At 72.2% G+C, this 20,475-nt stretch carries 18 protein-coding genes; 10 read left to right on the forward strand and 8 right to left on the reverse strand.

Features of this window, described 5'->3' with window-relative positions; translation table 11 throughout:
• Positions 1–53: 53 nt before the first annotated feature.
• Complete coding sequence (locus tag ACIO3R_RS35335) at positions 54–2,507, reverse strand: GTPase-associated protein 1-related protein (protein WP_402111100.1); 2,454 nt, start codon at positions 2,505–2,507, stop codon at positions 54–56.
• 396 nt (positions 2,508–2,903) lie between these two features.
• Between ACIO3R_RS35335 and ACIO3R_RS35340 the strand changes: the two genes are divergently transcribed.
• Positions 2,904–3,458 (forward strand): hypothetical protein, encoded by a 555-nt coding sequence (locus ACIO3R_RS35340; RefSeq protein WP_402111101.1) that lies wholly within the window; start codon positions 2,904–2,906, stop codon positions 3,456–3,458.
• A gap of 250 nt (positions 3,459–3,708) precedes the next feature.
• Entirely contained in the window at positions 3,709–4,200 is a 492-nt protein-coding gene (locus tag ACIO3R_RS35345; protein ID WP_402111102.1) for a hypothetical protein, read from the forward strand.
• Between the two features lie 74 nt (positions 4,201–4,274).
• On the opposite strand, the gene ACIO3R_RS35350 is transcribed toward ACIO3R_RS35345, so the two are convergent.
• Positions 4,275–5,255, reverse strand: coding sequence for a transcriptional regulator (locus ACIO3R_RS35350; protein ID WP_385036711.1), 981 nt, complete (start codon positions 5,253–5,255; stop codon positions 4,275–4,277).
• 283 nt (positions 5,256–5,538) lie between these two features.
• Between ACIO3R_RS35350 and ACIO3R_RS35355 the strand changes: the two genes are divergently transcribed.
• Positions 5,539–8,550: a S8 family serine peptidase gene (locus ACIO3R_RS35355; RefSeq protein ID WP_402111103.1), complete on the forward strand. Its 3,012-nt coding sequence runs from the start codon at positions 5,539–5,541 to the stop codon at positions 8,548–8,550.
• Positions 8,551–8,649: 99 nt separating this feature from the next.
• On the opposite strand, the gene ACIO3R_RS35360 is transcribed toward ACIO3R_RS35355, so the two are convergent.
• Positions 8,650–8,895: a DUF397 domain-containing protein gene (locus ACIO3R_RS35360; RefSeq protein ID WP_385347126.1), complete on the reverse strand. Its 246-nt coding sequence runs from the start codon at positions 8,893–8,895 to the stop codon at positions 8,650–8,652.
• The gene (locus ACIO3R_RS35365) at positions 8,892–9,755 is read right to left on the reverse strand and encodes a helix-turn-helix domain-containing protein (RefSeq protein WP_385347124.1); all 864 of its coding nucleotides are present in this window, start codon (positions 9,753–9,755) and stop codon (positions 8,892–8,894) included. The genes ACIO3R_RS35360 and ACIO3R_RS35365 overlap by 4 nt, the downstream gene beginning before the upstream one ends.
• Positions 9,756–9,909: 154 nt before the next feature.
• Here ACIO3R_RS35365 and ACIO3R_RS35370 point away from each other — a divergent pair, with 154 nt between their 5' ends.
• Complete coding sequence (locus ACIO3R_RS35370) at positions 9,910–10,371, forward strand: ATP-binding protein (protein WP_385040614.1); 462 nt, start codon at positions 9,910–9,912, stop codon at positions 10,369–10,371.
• A gap of 23 nt (positions 10,372–10,394) precedes the next feature.
• Here ACIO3R_RS35370 and ACIO3R_RS35375 read toward each other — a convergent pair whose 3' ends face one another.
• Positions 10,395–11,015, reverse strand: a complete 621-nt coding sequence (locus tag ACIO3R_RS35375) for an L-threonylcarbamoyladenylate synthase (RefSeq protein ID WP_363026255.1) — start codon at positions 11,013–11,015, stop codon at positions 10,395–10,397.
• A 232-nt stretch (positions 11,016–11,247) separates the two neighbouring features.
• On the opposite strand from ACIO3R_RS35375, the gene ACIO3R_RS35380 reads away from it, so the two are divergent.
• The 3 genes from ACIO3R_RS35380 (at position 11,248) to ACIO3R_RS35390 (ending at position 13,333) form a co-directional block, all read left to right on the forward strand.
• Positions 11,248–11,700: a MarR family winged helix-turn-helix transcriptional regulator gene (locus ACIO3R_RS35380; protein ID WP_385040620.1), complete on the forward strand. Its 453-nt coding sequence runs from the start codon at positions 11,248–11,250 to the stop codon at positions 11,698–11,700.
• A 338-nt stretch (positions 11,701–12,038) separates the two neighbouring features.
• Positions 12,039–12,479 carry a hypothetical protein gene (locus tag ACIO3R_RS35385; protein ID WP_385040623.1) on the forward strand — a complete coding sequence of 147 codons (441 nt, stop codon included), beginning with the start codon at positions 12,039–12,041 and terminating at the stop codon, positions 12,477–12,479.
• 44 nt (positions 12,480–12,523) lie between these two features.
• Positions 12,524–13,333, forward strand: a complete 810-nt coding sequence (locus tag ACIO3R_RS35390) for a hypothetical protein (protein ID WP_385040625.1) — start codon at positions 12,524–12,526, stop codon at positions 13,331–13,333.
• Between the two features lie 60 nt (positions 13,334–13,393).
• Here the strand turns inward: ACIO3R_RS35390 and ACIO3R_RS35395 are convergent, their stop codons facing one another.
• Genes ACIO3R_RS35395 through ACIO3R_RS35405 form a run of 3 tightly spaced genes read right to left on the reverse strand, consistent with a single transcriptional unit; the run spans position 13,394 to position 15,042 of the window.
• Positions 13,394–13,882, reverse strand: coding sequence for a hypothetical protein (locus ACIO3R_RS35395; RefSeq protein ID WP_402111106.1), 489 nt, complete (start codon positions 13,880–13,882; stop codon positions 13,394–13,396).
• 44 nt (positions 13,883–13,926) lie between these two features.
• On the reverse strand, positions 13,927–14,382 hold the full coding sequence (locus tag ACIO3R_RS35400) for a cupredoxin domain-containing protein (RefSeq protein ID WP_402111108.1): 456 nt from the start codon (positions 14,380–14,382) through the stop codon (positions 13,927–13,929).
• Between the two features lie 36 nt (positions 14,383–14,418).
• Entirely contained in the window at positions 14,419–15,042 is a 624-nt protein-coding gene (locus ACIO3R_RS35405) for a hypothetical protein (protein WP_385347113.1), read from the reverse strand.
• A gap of 338 nt (positions 15,043–15,380) precedes the next feature.
• Between ACIO3R_RS35405 and ACIO3R_RS35410 the strand changes: the two genes are divergently transcribed.
• From ACIO3R_RS35410 to ACIO3R_RS35420, 3 genes are read left to right on the forward strand one after another with little or no spacing between them, the layout of a single operon-like run.
• Complete coding sequence (locus ACIO3R_RS35410) at positions 15,381–16,193, forward strand: hypothetical protein (RefSeq protein ID WP_385347173.1); 813 nt, start codon at positions 15,381–15,383, stop codon at positions 16,191–16,193.
• 16 nt (positions 16,194–16,209) lie between these two features.
• On the forward strand, positions 16,210–18,357 hold the full coding sequence (locus tag ACIO3R_RS35415) for a bifunctional serine/threonine-protein kinase/ABC transporter substrate-binding protein (protein WP_402111110.1): 2,148 nt from the start codon (positions 16,210–16,212) through the stop codon (positions 18,355–18,357).
• A 5-nt stretch (positions 18,358–18,362) separates the two neighbouring features.
• Positions 18,363–20,471: a bifunctional serine/threonine-protein kinase/ABC transporter substrate-binding protein gene (locus ACIO3R_RS35420; protein ID WP_402111113.1), complete on the forward strand. Its 2,109-nt coding sequence runs from the start codon at positions 18,363–18,365 to the stop codon at positions 20,469–20,471.
• The last annotated feature ends 4 nt before the right edge of the window (positions 20,472–20,475 follow it).

The raw sequence follows: 20,475 nt of genomic DNA on the forward strand, positions 1-20,475 counted from the left end.
CCGCGACACACGCGGGCGCGGAACGGGCCGGACCGGGGCGGGCGGGTGCCGGTTCAGCCGCGCCGGACGCGGCCCGCGAGCCGCCTGCCCAGCCGGCCCAGGGTGCCCTGGCTCCGGCGGTTCCAGTCCCGGAAGGCCTCCGCCCGGCCGCTGCTGCCGGAGCGCCCGACAGCCTCCTCGACGGCCGCCACCCCCTCGGCGGACAGGGCGCGCACCGCGGGGCGCAGCACCTCCTCCAGCAGGGCGGCGGTGGTCCGGCTCCACTCCGCCCCCGCGTGCGGATGGGCCGTCCACACGGCGAAGCAGCCGGCCGCGTAGCCGGGGTCGGCCGCCAGCCTGGCCCCCACGTCGGGGCCGTGCGCGGCCCGGTCGTACGCGGCGATGAGATCCGCGTCGCCGCTGTGCGCGAGGGCGTACAGCTCGGCCTCCGGCCCGTCCGGGGCGAGCAGCCGCCCGGCCAGGGCGCCGAACGCGTGGCCGAGCACCCCCGGCTCCACCGGCTCCGCACCCGGCCGCAGCGCGCGGACCCGCTCCGCCCAGTCCGGCTCCGCGGAGCCGGACCGCAGCTCGCGGGCGAACTCCAGAAGGAGCAGGGCCGCGCGCGCCCGGCCCCCGATCTCCTGCGGGAAGCCGCGCAGCAGGTCGTGGGCGAGCTCGGGCGCCTCCTCGTCGTCGGCGGGGGCGTTCAGCGCCGCGGCGACCAGGTGCGACCAGGTGCCGGCCGTCCGGTGCGCGTCCGATGTCGCGGCTTCCAGGAGCAGCCGGGCCTCGCCCACCGTGGGAGCGCTCTCCTCCCACACCAGGCCCACCGCGGTCCGCAGCACCAGCGGCTCCGCGAACGGCGACATCCCGGCGGCCCGCAGCACCCGCTGGACCGCGCCCATCCGGTCGGCGCCGCAGCCCGCCTTGGCCTCGGGTGCCTCCGCGCACATCCGCAGGTGCGGCAGCAGCTGCGTACCGGTGAACGGCAGCGCCACCCGGCCGAGCAGCCGTTCCGCCCCGGCGGGGTCTTCCGGCGCGATCCGGTCCAGCGCGCCGAGCAGTGCCGTACGGACGTCGAACTGCTCGTCCATCAGCTCCAGCAGCGCGGGCGCCCAGCCCGGTGCGTCCTGCGGGTCCACGAGGAGGGCGGGTGCCAGCCGCCGTACGACGCCTGGCAGCAGCTCCGCGCAGTCCATGCCGAGCAGCCGCGCCACCCGCAGCAACTGCACGGTCCGGGCCACGTCCAGCCCGGCCCCCGAGCCGCTCAGCTCGGTCAGGATCTCCGGGCCCAGCACCGCGGCGACGGCCGCGCCCTCCGGACCGCTGAAGGCCGTGCGGCCGGGCAGCTCCACGGAGCCGTTCCCGCCGCGTACCGCCTCTGTCACCAGCATCGCGGCCAGCGGGGCGGTGGTCGCCGCGGGGGAGCGGCCGTCCAGTGCGGCGAACAGCCGCCCCGCGGCGTCGAACTCGGCCCCGGTGCGGTCGTCGACCCCCGCCGCGGTCAGTGCGTCGACCAGCTGCCGGGTGCGCTTCGCGTCCAGTGCGTAGGGCCGCTCGGCGGCCCAGCCGGCGGCGGCGGCCCGCTCGTTCGGCCCCAGCGCGATGCCCGCGCACAGGGCGGTCACGGCCACCGGCCCGGCGGCGAACGGCTCCCCGGGCAGCTCGGCCGCCTCCCGGAACAGCTCCGGCGTACGGCTCCGCCAGATCCGGGCCGCGGTCTCCGCCCAGGCGTCGTCCACGGCCCCTCCCGGGCGCGGACCGGTACAGGTGTGCACCCGGAATCCGGGGCCCGGCAGCTCGTGCCCGTCCTGCGGCAGCACCCCGACGACCTGCTGCGGGGCGTTTCGCGGGTGGCGGGCGTACGTGGTGAAGGTCAGCCGCTCCGCGCTCTCCTGCGGCAGTACGGCCGCGGCCAGCGCGAGCCACCGGGCCACATCCGCGCTCTGCCGCTCGACGAGCACGACCTTCAGCGGCTCGGCCGTCTCGCTCAGCCGGCGCAGATCGGCCAGGACGCCCGCGAGCCAGGGGCCGCGGGAGACCGCGAAGTCGTTGAGCCCCTCACGTTCACTTGTGCGGCTCGTGGCGACGGAGAGCGTGGTGACCGGATCGACCGCCGGCACCCGGTCCGGTGTCGCGGCGGCCCAGCGGGACGACCGGCAGGCGGTGATGGGGAGCATTCCGCCCGGCAGCCGGGTGCCGGCGGGGAGGTGGACCGCGTGGGCGTGGAACCGCAGCGAGGACAGCTGCGCGGTGCGGACCGGCACGGTGCGGGCCAGCAGATGGCTGCCGTCGGACAGCACGCTGAAGCTCAGTGATTCGGGGAGTGCGCGCAGCGCGTTGTCCGTGACCTGCCGAGGGGTGCCGGCCGGCGGCTCGTACGCCAGGAGCGGACCGGCCTCGGTCAGCGCCGACGCGGGTATCGCCGCGTCAACCGCGCTGAACCGGGCGGGTATCTCCGCGTCCTCGCCGCTCTCCGGTCCGTCCCCGGCCGTTGCGGAGGTGTAGTGCAACTGCGCGAGGCTCATGCGTTGGCTCTCTTCGTCCCTGCCATGAATGTCCCCTGCCACCCGCACCCGCCGTCCCGTGGTGGCAGCGCCGACCCGGCAGAGCGGCGACCCCGGCGGGGAGAGTTCCGCAGTCGCTGGGGCGACGCTATCAAGGACCCGCGTGCCCTTGCGGCGGGAAGCCCGAGCGCGGGCGGTGAGGGGGCGTCACCGCTCCGCCCGATGGTCCCGAAGCGCCCGTGCGATCAGGTCGTGGATCAGGAACTCTCCGGGCGCACGGTTCTCCTTGAGGCGGTCGAGGCCGCCCGGGGTGAACGAGTCGTAGGCGGAGTGCTCGGACCGTGGCCGACGTCGACCGCCGGGCGCGACCTGATATCGCCCTTGTGGCCGACGGCGCACCCTCGCCAGAGTGTGGGAATGATCCTTCCCTTCACCCACGACGGTGAGACCGGCAGCGTGACCGTGAGCGTTGAGCAGGTCGATGATCCGCTGACGATCGGTAAGCACCCTGCCTCACAAGGATTTCCGTGCTGCACCTCCACCGTGTCCTATCCGGGCAGGGGATACCGGGCCATGTTCGGCTGGGTCCAGTTCGTCCGGTCCACGGACAACACCACGGGCGGCGCAGGCTTCGACATGGACCCGTTCATCCTCTTCGAGGACGCACCTTCCCCGTATGCCTTCTTCGGCCACAGGCCGACCCTGTTCGATGCCCCGTCACGGGCCGAACGCCGGCCCCTGGCCTGGCTCGCGCACAGCTTTCTGGCGCACACACCCCTGGACCGCGAACAGCGCTGCGTGCTGCCGCTGGCCGGCTTCTCCTGGGGCTTCGGCATCGATGACGCGGGCGACATCACCGTCCGCCCGGCGGCGGCGCTGACCGCCGCCGACTGGGACGAGCACCTGCCGTACCTCGGCGACAGCCATCCCGCCTGGGAGTTCGGCAAGTGGCGGGCGGGCGCTCAGTCCTGAACCGCGTACGTGACGAAGTTCGTTCAAGTGGCCCGGGAGAGAGGGAGTGGGGGCACCCCTTCGACCGTGAAGTCCCCTGCCGCCCCGCCGACAGGGGCACCATCCAGTCACTTTTTGACGCGTGCATGGCAAGTTGTGGGTTTCTGTGGGACCTTCCATGGCGTGCCCGGAGCCGTGTCGCCCCCCTCACCACGGACGCGGACGGGCCTGCACCCCACACCCCCACAAGTGCGTGGCAAGAAGGAGTGACATGAGGCTCACACCGAAACTCTTGTGCGTCACCGCCGTGGCCTTCGCGGTCACCGCGGGCGCGTCCGCCGCGGCCAGCGCGGGCCCCGCGGCCTCGCAGCGGGTCGACGGCAGCATCGCGGCCGCGGGCAGCACCTGTACCTGGACCGACGCGACCGCCAGCGCGGACCCGCCCGCCGGTCTGACCATCGATCACGCCACCATCAACAGCAGCCTGAGCTGCACCGGCGGCACGAGCGCCACCCTCAACAACGACCCGGCCGTCACCTTCGACGACGCGGCGGGCACCGCGACGTCCGACCTCATCGACATCACGGTGAAGCAGTCCATCGTCACCTGCAGCTACAAGGCGACGAACGTCGGGTGGACCCGTGACGGCGCCACCCGCGCCTACCAGAACCAGGCGTTCACCGCGTCGAAGAGCTCCGGCAGCTTCCTCTGCCCCGGCTCGTTCTCCGCCGAACCCGGCTCCGCCTCGCTGAGCTTCCACTGACCCAGGCACCGCGCCGACCTCGCGCCGCCGCCGACGGAGACTCGTCGGCGGCGGCGTCCGCGTGCGGGGTCACCTCACACCCAGCCCCGCTCCCGTGCCTTCACCCCGGCCTGGAACCGCGTTCCCGCGTCCAGCCTGCGCATCAACGCCGCCACCCGGCGCGTCGCCGTACGCACACTCACCTCCAACTGCCGCGCTATGGCCTGGTCCTTGTACCCGGCGTGCAGCAGCCGGACCAGCACCAGTTCCTCCTCGCTGGGGCCCTCCGCCGCACCCAGTTCCTCGGAGAGCAGCGGCTCGGCCCGTTCCCAGTACGCCTCGAACAATTCCACCAGCCCGTCCAGCAGGCCCGACGGATGCACCAGCACGATGGATTCCTTGCTGCCCCCCGTCAGCGGCACCACCGCGACCCTCCGGTCCACGATCCGCGCCTTGAAAGGGAGCTGCGGCAACAGCCGTGACTGCTCCCCGAGCGCCGCCAGCTTCAAGATCGCCTCCAGTCGTCCCGGCGGTTCGATCGACTCCAGGCAGTACACCCCCCGGACGTCCACCCCGCGCTCCAGCCAGTCCCGGGTCGTCGCCGTCTCCTGTTCGTGGAAGTGCGGCTGCCCCACCGCCTCCAGGTAGGGCGGCTTGTCCAGCGTCCACAGATGCGTGGTGACGGACCGGCTCAGCTCCTCGACCTTCTGCGCCATCAGCTCACGCCCCGTCAGCACCTCCACCAGGGAGCCCGGGTCCGACCGTAATTGCCCGGCCCGGTGCAGGCGGTGCAGATCGGCGAACTCCGTCTCCACCCCCGCGAACACCGTCTCCACCTCCGAGCGCCGCCGGTGCAGCAACGCCGACAACGCGGACCGCGGACTCACCGCCTCCCACTGGCCCCGCCCCACCCGCCGCACCAGCCCCAGAGTGGCGAGACGCTTCAGCGCCTGTCCCGTACGGGCCACCCCGGCCCCCGCGCTCTCCGCGAGATCACGCACCGCACTCTGCGGTCCCGACAACACGGCCCGGTACACGCCCTCGTCGAACGCGCTCACACCCACTGCTTCCAGCACAACAAGCCTCCTCTGCCCTACCTGTGGGGCCGTGCCGGACCGGAGCGCGGGCAGATCGAGTCGCCGGCCGGCCGTCCCCTGACAGGTGGCGTGTTTGGTCACCACGCCAAAGACGCCAACAGATTATCTGGACAGCAAGTGATCGCACAGCGTTCACTTCTGCCGAACCGTCTGTCAATCACCGCACGTGAGAGGCGGTTCGCGTCCCCCGGCCCTCCGCCCATGCCACAGGCGAGCACTCCCGCTCGTCTACCCGGCATGCCCGAATCCCGTGAGGAACCCCGTGACATCTCAGCCGCGAAGAGCGTCCCGCACCCGACGCGCAGCCATCGGCGCTCTGCTCACCACCAGCATCGCCGCCCTCAGCCTGCCTCTCGCCACCCCCGCCACCGCCACCGGCCAGGAATCCCCCCTCGCCGCCGGCACCTACCTGATCACCCTGGCCGACCAGCCGCTCGCCACCTACGACGGCACCGTCGACGACATTCCCGCCACCAGGCCCACCCAGAGCCGGAAGCTCGACGTCACCACCGCCAACGCCAAGCGCTACCGCACCCATCTGGTCGACGAGCAGACCCGGGTGGCCAAGAAGGTGGGCGCCACGGTCCGCCAGCACTACGCCGTCACCACCAACACCTTCAGCGCCCGGCTCAGCGCCCGCCAGCTCGTCCGGCTGGCCGCGACCGGGGGCGTCACCAGCATCGCCCCCGACAAGTTCCACCACGCCACCGACGACAAGAACTCCACCGACTTCCTCGGCCTCTCGGGCCGGAAGGGTCTGTGGGCCGGCCTCGGCGGCACCGCCGAGGCCGGCAAGGGCATCGTCATCGGTGACATCGACACCGGTGTCTGGCCCGAGAGCGCCTCCTTCAAGGCCCCCGCGCTCAAGTCCGGCAAGCCCACCGGCAAACACGGCGGGAAGCCCGGCAAGAACGACCGCTACCTGCCCTACCTCGACGGCACCACCACCGTCATGAACAAGGCCGACGGCTCCACCTTCAAGGGCACCTGCCAGACCGGTGACAGCTTCACCGCCGCCGCCTGCAACCAGAAGATCATCAGCGCCCGCTACTTCGGCGAGGGCTGGCTCCGCGCCGTCCCCGAATCCAACCGCGGCGGCTACATCTCCCCCCGCGACAGCGAGGGCCACGGCACCCACACCGCGTCCACCGCGGCCGGTAACGCCGGTGTCCGCGCCACCGCCGACGGCAGGGACCTCGGCACCGTCTCCGGTGTCGCCCCGGCCGCCACCATCGCCGTCTACAAGGCCCTCTGGCAGAGCAAGGACGGCACCCAGGACGGCGGCCTGACCAGCGACCTCGTCGCCGCCATCGACCAGGCCGTCGCCGACGGCGTGGACGTCATCAACTACTCCGTCGGCGGGATGTGGGAGAGCGAGTACGACGACCCGATCCAGACGGCGTTCCGCAACGCCACCGCCGCGGGCGTGTTCGTCTCCACCGCCGGGGGCAACGCCGGTCCCGTGGCCTCCAGCCTCGACAACACCGCTCCCTGGACCACCACCGTCGCCGCCGGAACCATCGCCTCCCACACCGGCACGGTCACCCTCGGCAACGGCAAGAGCTACATCGGTGTCAGCACCAGCGTGCAGAACACCGTCGGCTCCGCGCCCCTCGTCCTCGGTGCCGCCGCCAAGACCGCCGGCGCCGACGCACTCGACGCCGCCCTCTGCATCAAGGGCACCCTCGATCCCGCGCGCACCGCGGGAAAGATGGTCGTCTGCAACCGGGGCACCAGCGCCCGCATCGACAAGTCCGCAGAGGTCAAGCGGGCCGGCGGCATCGGCATGGTCCTGGTCAACCTCGGTGACGAGAGCACCGACGGCGACCTGCACTCCATACCGACCGTCCACCTGACCGGCCCCGACGCCACCGCCGTACGCGCCTACGCCGCCACGGACAACGCGACCGCCACCCTCGCCAACGGCGGCAAGAGCGCCGCGTACCCGCAGGTCACCGGCTTCTCCTCGCGCGGTCCCTCCCTCGACGGCAAGGGTGACCTCCTCAAGCCCGACATCACCGCGCCCGGCGCCACCATCCTCGCCGCCGTGGCTCCGCCCGGTAACGCGGGCCGCGACTTCGACTACTACTCCGGCACCTCCATGGCCGCCCCGCACATCGCCGGTCTCGCCGCGCTCTACCTCGCCGAGCACCCCACCTGGTCGCCGATGAGCATCAAGTCGGCCATGATGACGACCGCTTCGCCCACGAAGAAGGCCGACGGCAAGAACAGCGACGACGTCTTCGCCCAGGGCGCCGGTGAGGTCGAGGCCCGAGCCATGCTCCGGCCCGGACTCGTCTACGACTCCAGCGAACCGGACTGGCTGGCCTACCTCGAAGGCGTCGGTGTCGACACCGGGACCGGAACCAAGGCCATCGACCCCAGCGACCTCAACTACCCCTCCATCGCGATCGGTGACCTCTTCGGCACCCAGACCGTCACCCGCACCGTCACCGCCGCGTCGGCCGGCACCTACCGGGCCAAGGTCGACCTCCCCGGCGTCAAGGCCACCGTCTCTCCGTCCGTCCTGCACTTCAGCCACCCCGGACAGAAGCGCACCTTCACCGTCAAGCTCGACGTGACCACCGCGCGCGCGGGAGCCCTCGCCACCGGTTCCCTCACCTGGACCTCCGGCCGCACCACCGTCCGCAGCCCGATCGCCGTCACCCCGCAGAGCGTCCGCGCGCCCGCCGAGATCAAGGGCACCGGCGCCAAGGGATCGGCCACCTACTCCGTCACCCCGGCCGCCGGCACCCTCACGGCCACCGCCTACGGCCCGGTCTCCTCGCCCCTGACCAAGGGCTCCTTGACCGGAACCGCCGAGATCTACTACCAGGCGACCATCCCGGCCGGCACCAAGGCCTCCCAGATCTCGGTCCACTTCGACCTGGACGCGGGCAACATCGGCGGCCTCGTCTGGGGACCGATGGTCGACGGAGTCCTCCAGGGCCTCCAGTTCGGCGACGTCGACAGTGAGGGAACAGGCACCATCAGTCTGGCGCAGCCGACGGCCGGGACCATCTTCGTGGCCGTGGTCGCCCTCGACGAGACCGGCACCGGCGAGAGCGTCACTCCGTACACCTACCAGGTGAACAACATCGCCGAGAAGAGCCCGGCCACGGGCAAGGTCACCGTCACACCCGACCACGCCCGAGTCACCCCCGGCACCCCGACCGACCTGACGGCCGCCTGGTCCGGCGCCCCGGCGGACACCCGGTCCACCACCTGGATCGAGTACTCCAACGGTGCGGGCACCTTCCTGACCCTCAACTGACCCGGACCCCCGGAAGCGGTGCCCCGGCGCCGCCACCGCGGTTCCCGTAAGAACACGGGTGCCCGGCCCCTCAGGGGGCCGGGCACCCGGTTCGCGCGCTCAGCCCTGGACCGCGTACGTGACGAAGTCCGTCCAGGAGGCGGGGGAGAGGGCGAGTTGGGGGCCCTCTTCGACCTTGGAGTCCCGGATGTGGACGGTGGTGGGGCAGGTGGCGACCTCTACGCAGTCGTCCCCGGAACCACTGCTGTAGCTGGACTTGTGCCAGGACAGGGCGACTTCGACGCAGCTGTCGCCGTCGCCACCGCTGTAGCTGCTCTTGAACCAGGACAGTTCCGTCGTGTTCATGGTGCTCCTCGCATCCGCCGCAACAGGCTCACGGAGTCCTTCAGTGAGAGAGCCTGCGAACGCATCCTGGCATATCGCATTTGGAGCATGCTGACGACTTTGGACTCCGAGATGAACTGGCCGCTCTCCTGCCCTTCGCAGTAGCCGAACCATCGGTTCTCAGGTGTCTCCAGAAGCCGCATCGGCCCGTGCAGCCCCGCATGCCTCTCGCGCACCAGGGGCATGATCTGAATCTCGATGTTCCGGAGCGAGGACAGTTCCAGCAGGTGCTCGATCAGTCCGGCGGCCACGGCGTCGCCGCCCGTCCTGCGCAGCAGCAGGTGTTCCTCCAGGATGAAGCTGTAGGCGGTGTTGGGCTGCTGCCGCAGCAGTTCCTGCCGCTCCAGCCGGGCGGCGAGCTGCGCCTCGATCTGGTCATCGCCCAGCGGCGGAAGCTGCTCGACGAACAGCGTCCGCGCGTAGGCCTCCGTCTGCAACAGACCGGGCACCAACCGGCATTCGTACGTGTTCAGGGCGATCGCGTCCTGCTCCAGCCGCGCCCACTGGCGGAACCAGCTCGCAAGCCCCGGCCGCCGCGACAGATGCTTGGCCGCCGCCCTCAGCACCCCCATCGCGTCGAGCACGACCTCGGCCCGCTCCACGAACGTCGGCGGCGGGAAGCGGCGGCCCTGCTCGATCGAGGCGACCATCGGCAGTGAGTAGCTCACCAGCGGGGCGAACTCCTCCTGGGTGAGGCCCGCCCGTTTGCGCAGGACCTTGAGCACCTCCCCGAACGCCTTGAGACTGTCCGACGACTCGGGCTCACCGCAGGCCCCCGCCAGTCCACCCGTACCGCTCGTACCGCCCGTGCCCTCGGCCATGTGCGGCCACCTTCCGTGCGCTCGTCCCCGGTCCGCAACTCGCCCATGGTCACGCATCGTCACGCACACTGTCCACTCTCCGTACCCGTACGCTGACTTACCGTACGGGTTCTGTGGCTGGTACCGCGGGGCCCGGCCGCGCACGCTGACCCGCATGGAAGCATCCGTCACCCCCCACCGGCCGCGCACCGAGAGGCTGTTCGTGCAGCGGTTCAGCTCCACCCTCCGAGGGGCGCGGCTCGCCCGCAGGCTCGCTGTTCATCAGCTGAACGTCTGGGGCATCCCGTACCGCTCTGACGTGTCCGACACCGCCGCGCTGCTGGTGGCCGAGCTGGCGGCCAACGCCGCGACGCACGGCCGCGTACCGGGAAGGGACTTCGAACTGCTGCTGGGTCTGACCGCCGCAGCCCCGGAGGCGCTCGGCAGGCTCCGGATCGAGGTCAGCGACACCCGGGGCGAGCGTCGGCCGCCGGGCCCCGGGGAGGTCGTGAAACCGCCGCCGGGGTCCGGCGGCGGGTACGGACTGGTGCTCGTCGAGGCGCTGGCGGACCGGTGGGTGGTGCTGGAGCGCGTACCGGGGAAGACGGTCGCGGTGGAGCTGGACCTGTTGTACTGAACGGGGCCGCCGCCCCTGCCCGGTTACTCGAAGCGGGAGGTGTCGCCCGCCCCCCGGCGTACGATCTCCAGCTCGCCGCTGGAGAAGTCGAGGACGGTGGTCGGCTCCGTGCCGCAGTCGCCGGAGTCGACCACGATGTCCACCTCGTGGTCGAGGCGTTCCTTGATCTCCCAGCCCTGGGTCATCGGCTCCTCCTCGTCGGGCAGGAGCAGGGTGCTGGAGAGCAGCGGCTCGCCGAGTTCCTCCAGGAGGGCCTGGACGACGGCGTGGTCGGGGATGCGGACGCCGACGGTCTTCTTCTTCGAGTGCAGCAACTGGCGCGGCACCTCCTTCGTCGCCGGAAGGATGAAGGTGTACTGACCGGGCGTCGCCGCCTTGATCGCGCGGAACACGTCGTTGTCGATGTGCACGAACTGCCCGAGCTGGGCGAAGTCCTGGCACATGAGCGTGAAGTGGTGGCGGTCGTCGAGGTTGCGGATCGAGCGGATGCGGGAGATGCCGTCACGGCTGCCGAGCTGACACCCCAGTGCGTAACAGGAGTCCGTCGGATACGCGACGAGCGCGCCCGAGCGGATGCTTTCGGCCACGCCGGAGATGGTGCGCGGCTGGGGGTTTTCGGGGTGTACATCGAAATACTTCGCCATTCGGCGAGTCTAAGGCCGCAACGGTGGCCCGGCCCGGGAAGCGGGTTGCCCCGCCCTCGGAGGAGCAGTGGGACCTGTACGGGGGGCGAGGCCAAGTGATGTGTATCGTGCATCAGTAGTGGGTCGTACACATGGAGTGCAGCATGCATACAATCCGTGATATATCTGTACAGAGAGGTGGTCTTCCCGGCAGGGAAGCAGACCCCGGACCCGCAGTCGAAGGAAGCCTCGCGTGGACATGCCCGTGGACCGGATCGAGTTCGAGACCATGCTGCTCGGCCGCCATATGAATCTGCTCGCCTCCAGGGGAGGCGGCCGGCTCGACCGGAGCGCCTACATTCTCCTCAGCCGCATCCAGGTCGAGGGCCCGATGTCCATCGGCGACCTCCGGGACGCCTTCGGTCTGGACGCCTCCACGCTGAACCGGCAGACCGCCGCCATGCTGCGGGCCGGTGTCGTCGAGCGCATTCCCGACCCGGAGGGCGGCATCGCCCGGAAGTTCGTCATCACGGACGAGGGCGCGCAGCGCCTGGACCGGGACCGGTCGGAGAACCTGGAGGGCCTCGGCGCGCTGCTGGCCGACTGGACCCCCGAGGAGGCGAAGCAGCTCGCGGACAACCTCGCCCGGCTCAACCGCGACATCGAACGCCTCGACGGGCGGCCCTGGCCGCGGGACGCGTCTTAGAGCATGCCGCACGGGGTTGCCCTTCACCCCGTGCGGTCCGGATCCGGGTGGTTCCCGGTCGGTCTGCGACTCCGGTGAAAAGCAGCCGAATCACCTCTAATTATGTGATTGCATCGCGGCGCGGTCCCCCTCTAGCGTGAGAGGTGCGCGGACGGCACCGCTCTCGCCGGCCGCCCCACGGGGACGGACCTCACGGGGATGCTCCCGGGACTGGTGTCACGTCATACGCCTGCGCGTGAACGGCCGCCGGTACGGCATGGATGCGTCAGTTCCGTCCGCCGTCGGGCACGCCCCGCGCGCACGGCATCACGACCAACGGAGGACACCACACCATGCGCATGCGCACCTTCTTGACGTCGGCGGCTCTGACCATCGCGTTACTCGGCGGCTCCGTCGTCCCGGCGACCGCCGCGCCGGCCGCCGCGAAAGGCCCCGGCGTCTTCGTCACCAACGGCGATCGCGTGCACATCTCCAGCACCCCGCCGCGCACGGCGTCCGCCCACGCCTGGTGGACCCACATCAGTGGCCCCGGCACCAAGGCCAAGGTCACCATCTGGCTTCAGATGAAGTCCGGCAAGAAGTGGCACTCGGTCGCCAGGAACGCGAAGAACCTCAAGTCCGGCAACGGCGGCAGCGCCCGTCGGGTCGTCGCCCGCAAGAAGTGCGCGAACCGGAACAAGCGCCAGTGGCGTACCAAGATCGACGTCGACCTCATCGGTGTGCCCGACTCGCCGGAGAAGGTGTACACGAAGCCGGTCACGGTCAAGTGCGGCGTCTGATTCCCTGGTTCCCCGTTCCATCCGCTTGATCCAGGAGTACGACCATGAGTGATACCGGTCCGGGCGACACCCTCGTCGTGGGACTTCACGGGGTACTGGACCGGCATCCCTGGCTCGACCGGGTGAGCGCCGAGTTCGACCTCGAAGAGGACGTCTTCAGCCTCGCCGTGAAGCGGGCGTCCGCCTACGCCTGGAGCTCCACCGCTCTCACGGACAGGCCCGTCGACAACCTCTGGGACCACAACGACGCCGACGGCGACTGGACGCAGGACGGGCGGATCCGTCAGCTGGCCTGGTTGCAGTCGTCGCTGCCCCGGCCCGTGAACGCTCCGGGGAAGCGGCAGCGGGCCCGCCGTCTGCCGGTACTGCCCGTCATCACGGTCCTCTCGGACGCGCTGCGCCGCGTCGGCACCGTCCGCCTCACCGGCACGCACGCCCTCGTGCCGCTGCACCGCGCCGGGAATGCCCGCGTCGAACTCGCCGAGGTGGCCGACTGGTTCGCCCTCGCCGACCCGGCCGGTGCGGATTCGCTGACGGTCACCGTCTCCGCCCTCCCATCGGCGAAGCTGGGCGCGCGGGCCGCCGAGATCCGTGACGCGGCGCTTGAACGCACCTACGGGCACATGGCGGTTGAGCCCCTCAAGCCCGCCGGGGCGATGACCGCGGGGCTGGCGCTTCCCCTCGCCGGAGTGGTGCAGGCCGAGGGCCTGCGCCGGGTGCTCGCCTTCCGCTGCGACGTGCGCGAGTGGTCGACGGACGTGGCCGCGTGGACGACGGAGGTGTTCACGGACTCGATCCGGGCGGTGACGGGGCTCTCGGGTCCGATCCTCATCACGGTCTCCTCGGACGCCTGACATCCGCGGGCACTGACGGACGGCTGGTCAGTGGATGGGGGAGTGCCCGGCGCCGGGTGCTCAGTGCGGATGGCCGTCATGGGTCCGGGACGGCGGCCGGAAGAGCAGCAGATACACCGTGGCGACCATCGCGACCGCCTGGGCCACCACGGTGGCCCGTTTCTCGCCGAACCAGACCGGCTCGTACATGTTCGGGAACGGACCCCAGGCGCCGATGTCCACGTACCGGTAGATCAGCAGGAGCGCGACCCCGCCGGTCGCGACCGACCAGGCGAACAGGTCGGACGGCCACCGACGCCAGACCAGGACGAGGAGCGCGGCCAGCGCGGCCATGCCCGCCTCGATCCGGAACAGCGTGCCCTGGCTGATGTCGGCGCTGACGGCGTCGTACTGCTCGGCCAGGTGCGCGTGCAGATAGGCGTCCACGGCGAGACCCGCCGCGGCGAGCACCCGGGCCGCGCCGCGCAGGAAACGGCCGGCACCGTCCCCGTGCGCGGGGCCGGGGTCGGGGTCCGGGCCGGCAGGCGTGGCGGGAACTTCTGAGGACATTGCGGCTCCATTCGCGCCGGTGGGCCGGGGACGGCGCCCGGGGCTCACTTGACGGTGAGGGTCCCCGTCATGAAGGGGTGGATCGTGCAGTCGTACGGGTAGCCGCCCGCCTTCGACGGAGCGGTGAACGTGGCCGACTTGCCCGGCGCGATGTCGCCGGTGTCGAAGGCCTTGCCCTTCGTCGCCGTCATGGTGTGCGTGGTCGTGTCGTTGTTGGTCACGGTGATCTTCGCGCCAGGGGCGACGGTCAGGTCGGCGGGCCGGAACGTGAAGTCCTTGATGCTCACCTTCACCTGGCCGGCGGGCGGCCGGGAGGAAGCGGGCGAAGAGGACGGGGACGAGGACGGCGACGAGAGCGAGGGCGGTGTGGCGGGGGCCGACGAGCTGCCGCCGCCCCCGCCACCACTGTCCGAGCAGCCCGCGAGGGCCGTCAGACAGACGGAGAAGGCGGCGGCGGCCACGGCGGACCGCGTCCGGCCGGTACGGAACGAGAACGGCATGGCGTCTCCGGGGGGCGTGGGCCGGACCGGCCGGGATCAGTAACCGTTGCCGGTGCTGCTCGACGGCGTCGCTGTCGGCTTGGCCGTCGGTGTGGCCGTGGGTGTGGCCGTCGGCTTGGTGGTGACCTGCTTGCCCTTGGCGTTGATGACGTACCACTTGGCGCCGAAGGCGTCGACGCCCTGGCCCTTGATGTCGCCGGCCTTCTGGTCCTCGTCGAAGAGGTACAGCGGGTGACCGTTGTAGGTCACCTGCTTCTTGCCGTCGCTGCGGGTCGTCGTCTTCAGCAGCTTGGTGTCGACCCCGCTGCCGGCGGTCGGCGCCTTCGTGTCGAGCAGCGGCGGCCATGCCTTGGCGCAGGCGCCGGTGCACACGGACTTGTTCTTGGTGTCCTTGTCGAACACGTAGAGCGTCATCTTCTTGGCGTTCACCAGGATCTTGCCGTACGCGCCCTTCCTGAGGGAGACCGTCGGGGCGGGGGACTTCGACGGGCTGGGGGACGTGGAAGCGGCGGCCACGTCGACCTGGCGGCCGCTGTTCTGGCTGCCCGTGTCCGTACCGCTGGAGCCGCTGCCGGATCCGCTGTCGGAACATCCGGCGGCCGCGGCGGCCAGCAGGGTTGCGGAGGCCAGCGCGGCGGCCGTCCTGGTGTGGCGTTTCATCGGGGCTCCTCAGGTTCATCCGGCCGCCCGCACAGGCGGCACGCGGCCGCACGAGCGGGGCCGTCGGCCTCAGTGGACAGCAGGCCCCGGCGACCGGCCATCCGGACAGGGCTGTTCAGGTGCGAGGGCGGCGGCCGGTCCCACGGGCCTCACCCGATCGGCGGACGGTGCGCGCCCCGCGCCGCAGCCCTCCGGGACGGTGGGGCACAGTCGTTGGGGACGGTAAGTGCCTTGCTGCAAAGGCGTCTTGAGGATGCAACAGTTTCGCCCACCGCTGCCGGGCACGGGCCCGCGATCATAGGATCGGGGTGGTCTTCGGGGAGACGGGGTGGCTGATCATGGCGTGCGGCGGGCCGATGCGCAGATACGGAGTGCTGGTGCTGGCTCCACTCGTGCTGGTGGCGTGCTCCAGCGGCGGCGGGAGTCCGGGCGGGGAGGGGAAGCGTGCCCGCGCGACCGGCAGCGCCACCGCGGACCCCGGCTCGGGGCGGACGGAGACCGGCAGCGCCGACGTGGACCCGGCCAGGCTGCCGGTGTCCCGCGGTCAGGCACTCGACTTCATCGGCCGGGTCCTCGCGGACCCCGACAGCTTCGGACCGGACGTGGTCAGGCGCAGCCCGTACGAGAGCGACCCGGCCACCTGGCCCGTGCTCGGCACCGACTGCGTCTGGCAGCAGAAGAAGCCGGCGCACCACGTCCTCGCCACCCGCAGCCGCGCCTTCGAGGTGCCCGCGGCCGGCGGCAAGGGGCCCGTACGGCTCTCCGCCGTCATCACCGTGCACCGCAGCCGCGAGGACGCGCGGTGGGAGATGGCGGAATCGGTGGAGGAGACGATGCGCTGCCCCACGCAGCAACTGGGGAAGGGCGAACTGATCGGGTCACTCGTCTCGTCCTCGCTGGCCCGGGGGGAGAACAACCAGGACAACTCCGAGGACACACTGCTCGAGATCGGGCAGTACCAGAGCTCCACGCTCGGCGGCCCCTTCCCGTACGTCTGGCAGCAGGCACAGACCCTCCAGTTCACCGTGGCGGTGACCGGCAAGGGGGCGAAGGGGCGGACCGAGAAGGAACTCGACGCGCTGACGTCCGAGGCCCAGGCCGCCATGCTCCTGCGGCTCCAGGCCGCCGTCCAGAAGAAGAAGCAGAAGTGAGAGAGCGGAGAGCGTGATGGAACAGCTGCGTCCCGCGGACCCCGCGACGATCGGCGGACACCGGCTGCTCGGGCGGCTCGGCGCCGGCGGCATGGGCGTCGTCTACCTCGGCCGCACGGACGGCGGAGCCCTGGCCGCGATCAAGGTGATCCTGCCGGAGTTCGCCGGGGACGAGGGCTTCAGAGCCCGGTTCCGCCGCGAGGTGGAGGCCGCGCGCCGGGTGGCGACCCCCTGGGCGGTCGCCGTCACCGGTGCCGGGACGGAGGGCGAACGCCCCTGGCTGGCCACGGCGTTCGTGCCGGGGCCCGCCCTGTCCGAGGCCGTCGCCCGGTGCGGGCCGCTGCCCGCCCGCAGCGTCCGGGTGCTCGGCCGGCTGCTCTCCCGCGCGCTGACCGCCGTACACGCGGCGGGACTTGTCCACCGGGACGTCAAGCCGGGAAACGTCCTGCTCACGGTCGACGGGCCGCGCCTGATCGACTTCGGTATCGCACGGGCCGCCGACGCCACGGCCCTCACCGCCGCCGGCCTCGTCGTGGGGACCCCGGGCTTCCTCTCGCCCGAGCAGGCCACCGGGGACGGCACGGCGGCCGGGCCCGCGAGCGACATCTTCTCCCTCGGCTGCCTCCTCGCGTACGCCGCGACCGGACGGCCGCCGTTCGGCAGCGGAGCCGTCGAGGCACTGCTCTACCGGACCGTGCACGACGAACCCGACCTCGAAGGGGTCGACGACCCCGAACTCCGCCCACTGCTGGCCGCCCTGCTGGCCAAGGAGCCGGCGGGGCGGCCCACCGCCGCCGAACTCGACGCACGGATCGCAGAGGACGCGCCGAACGGCTCCATCGACTGGCTGCCGGACGATGTCGTGACGCTCATCGCCGACCGGTCCGCCGCCATGCTCGACCTGCCCGACATCGAACCCACCGTCGCCGAGCCCCGGTCCCCGTCGCCAGGAACCCTTCCCGGCCGGCGAGGACTGCTGCTCGCGGGCGCCGGTGTCCTGGTCGCGGCAGGCGGCGGATTCGCCGTACGGGAGTGGCTGCGCGACGACGCGGGCTCCGGCGCGGACAGCTCCGGCGAACGGGCCTGGATCATCGGCGTCCAGGCGGACCTGTCCGGCCCGCGGAGCACCGTCGGACGGGCGCAGGAACGCGGGGTGCGGCTGGCCGTCAAACAGTTCAACTCCCGCGCCGACAAGCCCTTCACCCTCACCGTCAAGGCCATCGACGACCGCGGCGACACCACCCGCGCGGTCCGGGCCGCCGCACAGTTCACCCGCGACCGCGATGTGCTCGCCGTGGTGGGCCCCACCGACGACCGCACCACCGACGCCGTCCTCACCGCCTACGACGAGGCGATGCTGCCGGTCCTCACCGTCTCCTCGCTCCAGCTCACCTATACGGCCCGGAACAGGAAGTCCTTCTTCCAGGCGGCCCCGTCCGACGGCGCGCTGTGCGCGCCCGTCATCAACCGGCTGGTGCTCCGGCCGGACGTCGAACGGCTCGGGGTGCTGCTCGACCGGGCGGGCGGTCAGTCCGCCTACCAGGTCGGCTACCTCACCAACATGCAGACGAGCGTGATCACCACCGGCACCACCTACCCGCGCGTGATCCCCGCCGGGACCAAGGACCTGGCGCCGGTCATCGAGGACATGCTCCGGCACGCCAGTGACGCCTTCTTCTACGCGGGCGACGCGGCCGGGGCCGCCCGCACCGCACGCGCCCTCGACGGGACCACCTTCGAAGGACCCCGCATGGCCATGCACACGGCCATGGAGGCGCGCTTCCTCAAGGACGCCGGACAGGCCGCCGAACACTGGGAGTTCACCGCGCCCTACACCGACGCCTCCGCCCCGGGCGCCAAGGAGTTCGCCGCCGCCCACCGCTCGATGTACGGCTCCGCCCCCGCGCGCTGGGCCGCGGAGGCGTACGACGCGGCCGGTCTCGTGACCGCCGCCGTCACCGCCCTCGCCGGACGCGGCGCCAAACCGGTGCGGCCGACCCGGACCGCGCTCGTCGCGAAGATCGCCGCCTCCTCGTACAAGGGCGTCTCCCGGACGTACGCCTTCAACGACGACCACCGGCTCAAGGGCGCGGACGCCTACCTCTACGGAGTGCGGGACGGGCGCTTCGTCCACCTGGGCGCCGCGCCGAAGTCCGAGACCTGACCGCCGTGCGTCCCCTCACCTGCGACGATCCGCGCACCATCGGTGAGTACCGCACCCTGGTCCGGCTCGGTGCGGGCGGCATGGGCGTGGTCTACCTGGCCCGTTCTGCGGGCGGGGCGCTCGCCGCCGTGAAGGTGATCCGCGCCGAGCACGCCGCCGACCCCGGATTCCGTGCCCGCTTCCGGCGCGAGGCCGAGGCCGCGGCCCGGATCACCGGCCCGTGGGTGGTCCCGGTCACGGGGGCAGACACCGAGGCCCGCGAGCCCTGGCTGGCCACCGCGTTCGTGCCGGGCCCCTCGCTGGGCGAGGCCGTCGAGGCGCGGGGCCCGCTGCCGGAGGCCACGGTCCGGGGCCTCGGCGCCCGCCTCGCCGGGGCCCTCGTCGCGGTGCACGAGGCGGGCCTCCTGCACCGCGACGTCAAGCCCGGCAACGTCCTCCTCGCGCTCGACGGCCCCCGCCTCATCGACTTCGGCATCGCCCGCCACGAGGGCGCCACCGCGCTCACCGCGACCGACGCGGTGATCGGCACGCCCGGCTACCTGGCGCCCGAACAGGCCTCCGCGGGGCCGGTCGGACCGGCCTGCGACGTGTTCTCGCTGGGGTGCGTCCTCGTGTACGCGGCGACCGGACAGCGGCCGTTCGGCAACGGCGCGGCGGCCGGGGTGCTCTTCCGCACCGTCCATGGTGAACCGGACCTGGCGGGCCTGCCGTCCGCGCTGCTGCCCCTGGTCACGGCATGCCTGGCCAAGGACCCGGCGGACCGGCCGACGGCGGCGGAGGCCGAGCGGCGGCTCACGGACCACGGCACCGGCTGGGAGGTGCCGGGCCTCTCCGCCACGATCGCCGAACGCTCCGCAGCCGCCCTCGCCCTGCCCGACCCGGAACCCCCGACCGTCGTCCCGGACCCCGCCCCGGCCCGCCCGACCCGCCGGCGCGTCCTCACCGCCGGAGCCGCCGGCGCGGTCCTGCTCACCGGCGGAGGCACCGCCTGGCTGGCCGGCCGGCGCGGCGGCAGCGGTACCGGACCGGCGCCCCGCACGCTCCCCACGTACACGATCGGTCTGCACGCGGACACCACGGGACCGGGCAAGGCCGTCGGCCTCGCCCATGCGCGAGGTGTCCGGCTCGCCGTCGACGACCACAACTCCCGTACCGACAAAGCCTTCCACCTCGCCCTGCGCACCGAGAACGACGCGGGGGACGCCCGCCGCGCCCTCGCCGTCGCGGACCGCCTGACCGCCGACCCCGCGGTCCTCGCCGTCATCGGACCCACCGCCGGCATCGTCACGGAGGCGGTGGTCAGCCGCTACGAGAAGGCGCGCCTCGCCCAGGTCGTCGTCGCCGCCGGGTCCACGACCGCCGACTCGTCGGCCGCCACGTCCCTCTGTGTACTGCGCCCGTTCGACCACTCGCTGTCCATCGGACTGGTCGACTACCTCGTGAACGCCCGGCCCACCGCGAAAGCGCTGATCATCGACGACCGGGCCGATCCGCGGGGCAGCTGGACGGTCACCAACGCCCTCCGGGACGTCGGGATCGGCCGCACCGCCCTCACCACGCACACCGTCGCGTCGGACAGCGACAGTTTCGCCCCGGCCGCACGGGCCGCGGTCACCGCCGGGGCCGGAGCGATCATCTACGCGGGCACGTCCCCCGCCCGGGGCGCCCGCTGCGCCGCCGACCTCGCGGCCGCCGGATTCACCGGAAGCGCCCTGGCCACCGGCCCCGTCCTGGCACCCGGCTTCCTCCGGGACGCGGGCCCGGCCGCCGAGGGCTGGGTCTTCTCCGAGGCGTACACCGACCCCTCGGCCCTGCCCGCAGCCCAGGCCTTCACCGCCGCGTACCGCAAACGGTTCGGCGCGCCCCCCGCCACCTGGGCCGCCGAGGCCTACGACGCGGTGGGCCTGATCGCGCGGGCCGCCGGTGCCACCAGCGCCACCGACGCCCTGCGCGGCGGGATCGCCCAGCGCGTCTTCCGCACCGACCACCGGGGCATCACCAGACGCCTGTCCTTCGACGACTACCGGGTGCTGCGGCAGAAGGACGGGATCTTCCTCTACCGGATCGACGACGGACGGGCCCGCTTCCTCGGCGTCAGCCGATCGGTACGGTGACCCG

The organism is Streptomyces sp. NPDC087428 (assembly GCF_044744085.1).
GTDB lineage: Bacteria > Actinomycetota > Actinomycetes > Streptomycetales > Streptomycetaceae > Streptomyces.

Coding starts and splice junctions, on each gene's coding strand:
- ACIO3R_RS35335 (WP_402111100.1), bottom strand. CDS start 2,507: ATGAGCCTCGCGCAGTTGCACTACACCTCCGCAACGGCCGGGGACGGA.
- ACIO3R_RS35340 (WP_402111101.1), top strand. CDS start 2,904: ATGATCCTTCCCTTCACCCACGACGGTGAGACCGGCAGCGTGACCGTG.
- ACIO3R_RS35345 (WP_402111102.1), top strand. CDS start 3,709: ATGAGGCTCACACCGAAACTCTTGTGCGTCACCGCCGTGGCCTTCGCG.
- ACIO3R_RS35360 (WP_385347126.1), bottom strand. CDS start 8,895: ATGAACACGACGGAACTGTCCTGGTTCAAGAGCAGCTACAGCGGTGGC.
- ACIO3R_RS35365 (WP_385347124.1), bottom strand. CDS start 9,755: ATGGCCGAGGGCACGGGCGGTACGAGCGGTACGGGTGGACTGGCGGGG.
- ACIO3R_RS35370 (WP_385040614.1), top strand. CDS start 9,910: ATGGAAGCATCCGTCACCCCCCACCGGCCGCGCACCGAGAGGCTGTTC.
- ACIO3R_RS35375 (WP_363026255.1), bottom strand. CDS start 11,015: ATGGCGAAGTATTTCGATGTACACCCCGAAAACCCCCAGCCGCGCACC.
- ACIO3R_RS35385 (WP_385040623.1), top strand. CDS start 12,039: ATGCGCACCTTCTTGACGTCGGCGGCTCTGACCATCGCGTTACTCGGC.
- ACIO3R_RS35390 (WP_385040625.1), top strand. CDS start 12,524: ATGAGTGATACCGGTCCGGGCGACACCCTCGTCGTGGGACTTCACGGG.
- ACIO3R_RS35395 (WP_402111106.1), bottom strand. CDS start 13,882: ATGTCCTCAGAAGTTCCCGCCACGCCTGCCGGCCCGGACCCCGACCCC.
- ACIO3R_RS35400 (WP_402111108.1), bottom strand. CDS start 14,382: ATGCCGTTCTCGTTCCGTACCGGCCGGACGCGGTCCGCCGTGGCCGCC.
- ACIO3R_RS35405 (WP_385347113.1), bottom strand. CDS start 15,042: ATGAAACGCCACACCAGGACGGCCGCCGCGCTGGCCTCCGCAACCCTG.
- ACIO3R_RS35410 (WP_385347173.1), top strand. CDS start 15,381: ATGGCGTGCGGCGGGCCGATGCGCAGATACGGAGTGCTGGTGCTGGCT.
- ACIO3R_RS35415 (WP_402111110.1), top strand. CDS start 16,210: ATGGAACAGCTGCGTCCCGCGGACCCCGCGACGATCGGCGGACACCGG.